Origin of the sequence: Kaistella sp., assembly GCF_049588135.1 — a bacterium.
Lineage (GTDB): Bacteria > Bacteroidota > Bacteroidia > Flavobacteriales > Weeksellaceae > Kaistella.
The window spans coordinates 1-2,372 of sequence record NZ_JBAVFG010000102.1; the positions used below are offsets into that span (position 1 = coordinate 1).

Genomic DNA, 2,372 nt, shown 5'->3' on the forward strand with positions numbered 1-2,372 from the left:
AACCAAAACCGCTTTCGCCGAATTTTTTAATGATGATTTAAAATTAGATGTTGAAACTTTTGAGCATTTAAAAAAAATCATGATCAAAAGAAACCGCGAACATTTACTGAAAATCAATAAAAATCAAGCAGTTGTGTTGTCGAAAGCCAGGGTTTTTCAAAATGAAAACGGAACTGCGCCTTGTCAAATGATCGAAGAAAACGGCAAAATTGCGATTTGTCTTCCGGGAGTTCCTTATGAAGTGAAACCTTTCATTAAAAATCAAATTATTCCTTTTCTTAAAGATAAATTTGCTTTAAATCACATTGAAACTAAAATTATTTCGGTGGTCGATTTCCCTGAAAGTTTGCTTTCCGAAACCATCGAAAATTGGGAAATTTCGCTTCCCGAAAATATTTCACTATCCTATTTACCCATCGGAAACCGGGTGAAATTAAGAATAACCGGAACAGGAAATGATTTGCAAAAGATTGAAAACGAATTAAATAAAGAAATTGAAAAGCTGAAACCGTTAATCGGAGAAAAAGTAATTGCTTGGGACGGAAACGAAATTCAGGAAATATTAAAAGAAATTTTAATTGAAAAAAAACTCACGATTTCTACCGCCGAAAGTTGTACGGGCGGAGAATTATCCCGTTTAATTACTTCAGTTTCCGGAAGCTCCAAGTATTTTTCGGGCGGAATTATTCCTTATGATTTTCATAAAAAAATTGAAATCTTAGGCGTTTCCGAGAAAACAATTTCCGAAAAAACCGTAGTTTCCGCAGAAGTTGCCCAAGAAATGAGTTGGGGTTGCCAACAATTATTCAAAACCGATATATCACTTTCTACGACTGGGGTTTCGGGTCCGAATTCCGATGGATTTAATAATGAAATCGGAACGGTTTTTTATTCGATTCGGGTGAATGATTTCGAAAAAACAAATCGGCTTTTTTTACCCCATTTGGAGCGAAATGATTTTGCAAACTTTGTTTCGCAACGTGTTTTACAAGATTTGGTAGGGATTTTGATTAAAGAAAAGCAGTGAAGTTTCTTCAGGATTTAAAATAGATATCCGTTGAAACCGTTTATTTAAAAAGTAAAATCAATATCATTATGAAGAAAGTATTAGGAAGTTTTTTGGTTCTGGCGTTTCAGTTTTCATTGGCGCAATCTACCAGAAATGTTGGCGAATTTTCGTCATTAAAGGTTTATGACAAAATCACGGTAACACTCATTCATTCCGATCAAAATAAAGTGGAAAGTAGTAATTCCGATGTGGAAACCGTGAACAAAAACGGCGAACTGAAAATACGAATGGCGCCAACGAAAATTCTGCAAGGAGATCAGGTTTCGGTGAAAGTTTTTTATGAAAATCTGAACGATATTCAGGCAAGTCAAGGTTCATCAATTTTATCATCAGAAAACTTGGAATCGAAAATGTTGTCGCTCACTTCCAACGAAGGTTCGAAAATAAATTTAACGGTTGATGCCGGAAAATTAAACATCAAAACCAATTCGGGCGGAGAAATAAAAATTTCGGGGAAAGCTGATAACCAAGATATTATAGTGAATTCCGGTGGAAAGTATTTAGGAAAAAATTTAGATTCGAAGAACGCAACGGTGACTACCAATGCCGGCGGGATTGTAGAAGTAAATGTTTCCGAATCGGTAAATGCCACCACAAGAGCCGGCGGAGTTATTGATGTTTACGGAGATCCCAACGATCGAAAAATGAAAAACGTAATCGGTGGGAAAATTAACTTTAAATAGGATTATTAACCGGATTCTTCTTTAAAAAGGAGCTTTTTTGATTTAGAGCCTGTTTAAATTTATTTTAAACATATTAGTCACATTAGTTTCAAATATTTTTTTTATTAAGAAGAACACATTAGTAGGAAAATCAAAGATTTTCCATACTCATTGAAAATATTGGTATGGAATAAATTTCAATTTGCCTCCTATTTTTTATTTTTTTATCTGAATTGGCGAACCTCTTTGAGATTTTTCTTAACGCAAAAATCTCCTAAGTCGGGTGGATTTCTTTTTTATGGGTTAGCGTATTTATTTAAACTTGGTGTTTGTATTTGGGGGTTGCTTCGGCGCTTCACTTCGTTGCGCTTCTCGCAATGACTGGTTTTTTTGGGTTTTTGATAAAAGCCTCCCCGGAGGGAGGCTGGTTCCGTTTTGGTTATTTTGATTTCTTTCTGAAACGGATCAGTAGAAATTTTACCGCGAGGGTGAAGAGGTAGCTCGAGATTCCTCCGAGGCCTGCCAAAATGATGGTTTTGAGGACCTCCCCGCTTTCAATCTGCATCAGTATAATGATTGCCATGCCGCTAAAGGCACTGATGCGCTGTGAGGGGTCGAAGTACATCACGGTGGTCCTTCTT

3 protein-coding genes are annotated in these 2,372 nt (G+C 36.2%); 2 read left to right on the top strand and 1 reads right to left on the bottom strand.

The genetic code is table 11. From position 1 onward, the window contains the following. Both WBY99_RS05890 and WBY99_RS05895 read left to right on the top strand, forming a co-directional pair. A partial coding sequence (locus WBY99_RS05890) for a nicotinamide-nucleotide amidohydrolase family protein (RefSeq protein WP_423975406.1) occupies nt 1–1,027 on the top strand: 1,027 nt, incomplete at its 5' end. A 68-nt stretch (nt 1,028–1,095) separates the two neighbouring features. Further along, a complete protein-coding gene (locus WBY99_RS05895) occupies nt 1,096–1,752 on the top strand; it encodes a head GIN domain-containing protein (RefSeq protein WP_423975407.1) in 657 nt (218 codons plus the stop codon). Between the two features lie 418 nt (nt 1,753–2,170). On the opposite strand, the gene WBY99_RS05900 is transcribed toward WBY99_RS05895, so the two are convergent. Then, the coding region (locus tag WBY99_RS05900; protein ID WP_423975408.1) for a hypothetical protein at nt 2,171–2,372 on the bottom strand (202 nt) is incomplete at its 5' end.

Coding starts and splice junctions, on each gene's coding strand:
- WBY99_RS05895 (WP_423975407.1), top strand. CDS start 1,096: ATGAAGAAAGTATTAGGAAGTTTTTTGGTTCTGGCGTTTCAGTTTTCA.